Annotated in this window: 6 protein-coding genes; 5 read left to right on the top strand and 1 reads right to left on the bottom strand. The window is 69.4% G+C overall.

What is annotated here, in order from left to right; all coding sequences use genetic code 11:
* The first annotated feature begins 34 nt into the window (after nucleotides 1–34).
* Genes ccmE through ccmI form a run of 5 tightly spaced genes read left to right on the top strand, consistent with a single transcriptional unit; the run spans nucleotide 35 to nucleotide 4788 of the window.
* Nucleotides 35–496: a cytochrome c maturation protein CcmE gene (ccmE, locus tag ACE039_RS29830; RefSeq protein WP_105560205.1), complete on the top strand. Its 462-nt coding sequence runs from the start codon at nucleotides 35–37 to the stop codon at nucleotides 494–496.
* Nucleotides 493–2502 carry a heme lyase CcmF/NrfE family subunit gene (locus ACE039_RS29825; RefSeq protein WP_448708537.1) on the top strand — a complete coding sequence of 670 codons (2010 nt, stop codon included), beginning with the start codon at nucleotides 493–495 and terminating at the stop codon, nucleotides 2500–2502. Before ccmE ends, ACE039_RS29825 begins: the two co-directional genes overlap by 4 nt.
* Nucleotides 2502–3023: a DsbE family thiol:disulfide interchange protein gene (locus ACE039_RS29820; RefSeq protein WP_313464689.1), complete on the top strand. Its 522-nt coding sequence runs from the start codon at nucleotides 2502–2504 to the stop codon at nucleotides 3021–3023. Before ACE039_RS29825 ends, ACE039_RS29820 begins: the two co-directional genes overlap by 1 nt.
* Nucleotides 3020–3508: a cytochrome c-type biogenesis protein gene (locus ACE039_RS29815; RefSeq protein ID WP_485824143.1), complete on the top strand. Its 489-nt coding sequence runs from the start codon at nucleotides 3020–3022 to the stop codon at nucleotides 3506–3508. The genes ACE039_RS29820 and ACE039_RS29815 overlap by 4 nt, the downstream gene beginning before the upstream one ends.
* On the top strand, nucleotides 3505–4788 hold the full coding sequence (gene ccmI / locus ACE039_RS29810) for a c-type cytochrome biogenesis protein CcmI (protein ID WP_485824142.1): 1284 nt from the start codon (nucleotides 3505–3507) through the stop codon (nucleotides 4786–4788). The genes ACE039_RS29815 and ccmI overlap by 4 nt, the downstream gene beginning before the upstream one ends.
* Before the next feature lie 29 nt (nucleotides 4789–4817).
* Here ccmI and ACE039_RS29805 read toward each other — a convergent pair.
* The coding region (locus tag ACE039_RS29805; protein ID WP_485824141.1) for a molybdopterin dinucleotide binding domain-containing protein at nucleotides 4818–6729 on the bottom strand (1912 nt) is incomplete at its 5' end.

Raw genomic sequence — 6729 nt, 5'->3', positions numbered from 1 at the left:
CCCCCGCGCGCGGGCACGCTGGCAAGGACCGCCCATGACGCCGCGCAAGCGCCGCATGTTCGCCATCGCGGGCGGGCTGGGCCTGCTGGCGCTGGCCACCGCGCTGGTGCTCAACGCCCTCCAATCGAATCTGGTGTTCTTCTTCAGCCCGACACAGGTGGTGGCGAAAGAAGCGCCTCGCAACGGCAGCTTCCGCGTGGGCGGGCTGGTGGAACAAGGCTCGGTGCGCCGCGAAGCCGACGGGCTGACCCTGCGGTTCATCGTGACCGACACCGCACACACCGTGCCGGTGACCTATCAAGGCCTGCTGCCGGACCTGTTCCGCGAGGGCAAGGGCGTGGTGGTCGCGGGCAAGCTGGACGCCAACGGTGTGTTCCGCGCCACCGAAGTGCTGGCCAAGCACGACGAGAACTACATGCCCCCGGAGGCCGCGGACGCGCTCAAACGCGCCGGCAAGACCACGGCCGCCAACACGATGCAGGCGGAGACGCGATGATTCCCGAGATCGGCCTGTTCAGCCTGATCCTGGCGCTGCTGACGGCGCTGGCGCAGACCATCCTGCCGCTGGTCGGCGCCGCCACCGGCTGGCAGGCCGGGCTACGCGTGGCGCGGCCCGCCGCCGTGGGCCAGTTCTGCCTGACCGTGCTGGCCTTCGGCTGTCTGGCGTGGTCCTTCGTGCACAACGATTTCTCGGTGCTGTACGTGGCCGGCAACTCCCACGCGGACCTGCCCGCGGCCTATCGCTTCGCGGCGGTCTGGGGCGGGCACGAAGGGTCGCTGCTGTTGTGGCTGCTGCTGCTGACTGCCTGGACCCTGGCCGTGGCCGTGTTCAGCCGCCGCCTGCCCCTGGCCTTCGCCGGCCGCGTGCTGGCGGTGATGGGAGGGATCAGCGTGGGCCTTCTGCTGTTCCTCTTGTTCCTGTCCAATCCGTTTGAACGGCTGATGCCGCCCGCCATGGCCGGCCGCGACCTGAACCCGTTGCTGCAAGACCCCGGCATGATCGTGCATCCCCCCATGCTCTACATGGGCTATGTCGGGTTTTCGGTGGCATTCGCCTTCGCGATCGCGGCCCTGTTGTCGGGCGAACTGGATGCGCTGTGGGCGCGCTGGGTCCGGCCCTGGACGCTGGTCGCCTGGACCTTCCTGACCGTCGGCATCCTGCTGGGCAGCGCCTGGGCCTACTACGTGCTGGGCTGGGGCGGCTGGTGGTTCTGGGACCCGGTGGAGAACGCTTCGTTCATGCCGTGGCTGGCGGGCACGGCACTGATCCACTCGCTGATCGTGACCGAGCGCCGCGGCGCTTTCCGCAGCTGGACCGTGCTGCTGGCGATTTGCACGTTTTCGCTCAGCATCCTGGGCACGTTCCTGGTCCGCTCCGGCGTGCTGACCTCCGTGCACGCCTTTGCGGTAGACCCCGGCCGCGGGCTATACATCCTGGCTTTCATGACCGTGATCGTCGGCGGATCCCTCGCCCTGTACGCCTGGCGCGCGCCGACGGTTGGCCTGGGCGGCGGATTTTCGCTGTTGTCGCGAGAATCCCTGCTGCTATCGAACAACGTTGTCTTGACCGTGGCCGCCGGCTCGGTGCTGCTGGGCACGCTCTATCCGGTGGTGCTGGACGTGCTGGACTGGGGCAAGATATCCATCGGCCCACCCTACTTCGAAGCCGTGTTCGTACCGCTGATGACCCCGGCCATCTTCCTGATGGGCGTGGGTCCCATAGCCCGTTGGAAACAGGCCGACATGCCCGATCTGGGCCGGCGGCTGCGCGTCGCGTTCGCGGTCAGCGTAGCGACGGCCGTGTTGTTGCCGCTGGCCATGCCGGGCGCGCCGCGGCTGGGCTCGCCCATGATCGTGCTGGGCCTGTGGCTGGCGGCATGGTCGGTCGCAAGCACTGCCGCGCACGCCGCACAGCGGTTGACGGACGGCGGCGGCCAATGGCTGCGCCGCCTGGGCCGCCAGCCGCGCGCCTGGTACGGCATGCTGCTGGCGCACGCCGGCATAGGCATCTTCATCGCCGGCGTCACGCTGGCCAATGGCTACGAGGTCAAACATGAACTGCGGATGGAACTGGGCGCCACGCAGGAAGCCGGTGGCTACCAGTTCACGTTCGCCAGCCTGGCGCCCACGACGGGCCCTAACTACACCGCGCAGCGCGCCGTGTTCCCCGTCACGCGCGACGGCAAACCCGTGGTGACGCTGTATCCCGAGAAGCGCCTGTACACCGTGCAGGACATGGCGCTCAGCCAGGCCGACATCGACAGCGGCTTCACCCGCGACCTGTTCGTGGCGCTGGGCGAGCCCGTGGGCGACACGGCGTGGACCGTGCGCATCCAGGTCAAGCCCTTCATGACCTGGATCTGGACCGGCTGCCTGCTGATGGCCCTGGGCGGCCTGCTGGCGGCAGGCGACAAGCGCTACCGACGCGCGCAGGATGTCGCGGCCCGCCTGCCCAAGGCCGACGCCGCCCCGTCCGCGCATGCCGCGCGAGGGGGGGCCTGATGCTGCGCTACCTGCTGCCGCTTGGCGCCTTCATGGCGATGGCCGTATTCCTGGCCATGGGCCTGTCGCGCGACCCGCGCGCGGTGCCGTCGGCCATGATCGACAAGCCCGCCCCGCCCATCGACCTGCCGCTGCTGCAGGCGCCTGCCCAGCGGCTGGATGTGCAATCGCTGCGGGGCCAGGTCTGGCTGCTGAACGTATGGGCGTCGTGGTGCGGCCCCTGCCGCGATGAACTGCCGGTGCTGCGCGACGTCGCCCAGCGCCACGGCATTCCGCTGTATGGCTTGAACTACAAGGACAAGCCCGAAGACGCGCGGGACTGGCTGGCACGCAACGGCAATCCCTACGTCGCGTCCGCCAGCGATACCGACGGCCGGGTCGGCATCGAATACGGGGTCTACGGCGTACCCGAGACCTTTGTCATCGATGGCGCCGGGCGCATCCGCTACAAGCAGCTGGGCCTGATCACGCCGGACATCTGGCGCACCCGGATCCAACCCGTGATCGAGGCGTTGCAATGAACGCGGCCCGGCTTCTTGCCACGTGGCTGCTGGCGCTGGCGTGCAGCGTGGGAACGATCGTGGCCGCGGCCCCGGCATCCGCCGCGCCGACGGCCGCCGCCCTGCCCCCGCTGTCGGCCGCCGACCAGCAACGCGCCGACAAGCTGGCGCACGGTTTGCGCTGCCTGGTCTGCCAGAACCAGACGCTGGCGGATTCCAATGCGCCATTGGCGCACGATATGCGCAACCTGATCCATGCCCAGTTGGCCGAGGGCCGCAGCGACGCCCAGATCATGCGTTTCTTCGAAGACCGCTACGGGGATTTCGTCCGTTACGACCCGCCGTTCAAGCCGGCCACCTGGCTGCTGTGGCTGGGACCGTTCGCGCTGCTGGCACTGGGGTTCTGGGTGCTGCTGCGCACATTGAAACGCCGCTCGGGCGCACGCCCTCCGCTGACCGCCGACGAACGCGCCCGCGCCGCCCGCTTTCTGGATACCGGTTCATGACCACGCTCTGGCTTGTCGTCCTGTTGCTGCTGCTGGCCACGCTGCTGTGCCTGATCCCGCCGCTGGTACGCCGCGCCGCGCCCGCAGGGCCGTCATCCGATGCCAGCGTGCGCGCGTTCTACCTGGCCCAACGCGACCAGCTGCGGCGCGACAGGCAGAACGGCAGCCTTAGCGCTGATGGCCTGGCGCGAGCGGAAGACGAGCTGCAGCGCGACCTGCTGCAAGACCTGGCATTGCGCCAGCAACAGGCCGCGCCGGTCCGCGGCCAGCGCGCCGGCGTGGCGGCCGCTTGCCTGCTGAGCGTGCTGATCCCCGTTGCCGCCGTGCTGCTGTACGGCAAGCTGGGCAATCCCCGCGCGGCGGCCGATGTCTCCGTCATGGCGGGCGCCGCCGAACCGCATGCGGCCGAGACCGGCGACGACATGGCGGTGGCCATCAACGCGCTGGCCCAACGGCTACGCCAAGCGCCCGACGATGCGGACGGCTGGTACACGCTGGCGCGCTCATATGAAACGCTGGGCCGATACGCCGATGCCGTGGCCGCCTATCAACAGGTGCTGCGTCTGTTCCCCGGCCAACCCGCCGTGCTGGCCGACATGGCCGATGCGCTGTTGTCGGCCAACCGCGGCGAGCCGGACGCCAATGCCGTCGAGGCGGTGGCGCAGGCGTTGGCCGCGCAGCCCGACCAGCCGAAGGCCTTGGCGCTGGCGGGCATGATGGCCCTGCGGCGCGGCGATGCCGCCGAGGCGCTGGCCCACTGGGAACGTTTGCAAGCCCTGCTGCCGCCGGATTCCGAAGCCGCGCGGCAGATCCAATCCAACATCGCCCAGGCGCGCGCCATGGCAGCCGGCACGACGGCCGGATCGAATCGCGCATTGCCTGCATCGGCCGGGACGAAAGCTGAAGCGAAGCCCGCCGGGGACGCACCCGCCTCCGCCGCCCGCATCAGCGGGCAAGCCCGCATCGCCGACGCCTTGCGGAGCCAGGTCCAGCCCGGCGATACCGTGTTCATCCTGGCGCGTCCCGTCGAGGGGGCGCGCATGCCGCTGGCGATCTTGCAGTGGCGGGTGTCGGACCTGCCGCGGGCGTTCGTGCTGGATGACGGCAGCGCCATGTCGCCCGACGCCACCCTGTCGCGGGCCAGCAAAGTCCGAGTGGAAATCCGCATCAGCCGGTCTGGCACGGCCGCCGCGCGTGCTGGCGACCTGAGCGGCGTGTTGCCCGATGTGGCCGTCGGCGCGGACGGCCTGGAACTGGTGGCCGACACCCTCGTGCGCTAACGCGCACCGGCATCGGCCGCCACGTCCGCCTACGCGCGCTCGATGCGCGCGGGCAGCCCCTGGCGCACTGCGGCGCCAGACACCCAGTCGATCCAGACGTTGGCGTGCTCGCCCCGCGTGGCGTCGCCAAAACCCAGGTCGTTCAGGTTGACGCCTGCCGCCAGCGCGGGATCGTGCGGCATGGGTTTGCCATCGATCACGTGGGCGCGCGCGCCCAGCTCCGTGTGGCCGTAGCCGTGCTCGATGCCCACCGCGCCCGGCTGGATGCCGTCGCGCAACAGCGCCAGCCCCGTCACGGCGCCGCCCGGCGTCACGATGCGCACGGGGTCGCCGTTGCGCAGCCCCAGGCGTTCGCCATCCTGCCGGTTGATCGACACCGGGTTATGCGGATGCACCTGACGCAACCGGTTCACACCGATGGACATGGAGCTCATCAGGTTCGACTTGAACGAGCTGAGCAGGAAAGGCCATTGCTGCGCCGGGTACTCCGCGCGCATGTCGCGGCCGTCGGCCAGACGCGCCGGATACCAGGTGGGACAGCCGCTGTAGCGTTCGCCCGTCATGGCGTGACGGAACCCCGCGAGTTCCTCGCTCCATATCTGCAAGGGCTTGGCGTAAGCCTGGCGCGTGTGCCGGTTCTGCCCCTTGTCCACCCAGGCGTCGTCCATCTTGTCGAAGCGCCCGCCCCGGCTCATCAGCATGGCAACCTGCCGCCATTCACCCGGTTTCAGCTTCTGTTGAAGCAGGCTGCGGTAGCGGTCGACGCCGGTCAGTGCCATGTCGTCATCGCTGGCCTCGGGCACCGCTCGGCCGGCCGCGAACGCGATGTTGGCCATGCCGCGCAGGAAGAAGTCTTCGGGGGTGTCCAGGGCGTACTTGGCGCCCTCCTTGTCCGAGATCGCGTTTTCGCCAAAGCCGGGCATGCCCAGGCGCTTGGCGCAGGCGATCAGAAACGTCTCGAGGCAGACCGGCTCGTTGGTGGCCGTGCGCGCCACGCGCGGCTGCACGGCGGGCCAACGCACGGTGGAGGCCTTGGCCACCACGTCGGCCCAGGGCGCGGACACGCCCCAGCTTTCGTAGGTAACGGTGTCCGGCACGATGTAGTCGGCCAGCGCATTGGTTTCATTGATGAACGCGTTGATCGACACCGATAGCGGCAGGATGCGCGGGTCTTTCATCTTGTCGATGATCACGCCCTTCAAGCCCGCGATGCCGTAGATCGGGTTGCTCATGTGGTTGAACCAGACCTTGGCGCGGTACGGGTAACCCGCCAGGGCGGACGCCAGCATTTCGGAACTGAGCCCGCCCGTGGCCGGATACCACGGCGCGGACGCCGGATACGCCGGCTGGCCCGCCGCCTTCTTGCGCTTGAATTCGCTGGATTTCTCGTAAGGGAAGCGATTGCGCGACAAGGCCACGCCCTTCGGCGTGGCGCGGTTGGCGAACCCTGCGATGTTGTAGCGCGGGCCGGGGCCATAAGGCGGGAACGGGCCGGCATCCAGGACCAGGCCGCCGTCCACGTTCAGGTTGCCCACCAGCGTGTTCAGCATGGCGATGGCATAGGCCGTATAGAACCCCGAACCGCTCATCGTGCCGCCATGCGCATCGGCCACGGCGCGCTTGCCGTAGCTGGTGAAGCGCTTGGCCAGCGATGCGATCTTGTCGGCCGGCACGCCGCACAGGCCGGCGTAGTCCTCCAGCGTCTTGCGGTGCGACTCTTCGCGCAGCAAGGCTAGCGCCGAGCAGACGCGCACGGTTTCCGCCCCGCCTGCCATGCCGGGCACGGCGATGCGCTCGTTGACGAACAACGTGGCGGCCGTAGCAGCCGTATGCGGCGCCAGCGTGCCGTCTTCCAGGCGCACCGCGTAGACGTCTTCCCATTTTTCGTCCGCGTCGGCCGGCCGCGGCCAGCCCAGGTCCGCGCCGCGCACGAACGTGCCC

It is taken from the genome of Achromobacter maghribensis, assembly GCF_057334215.1.
Note: the sequence above shows the minus strand (reverse complement) of the source record. Positions and strands in the feature narration are given on the sequence as shown.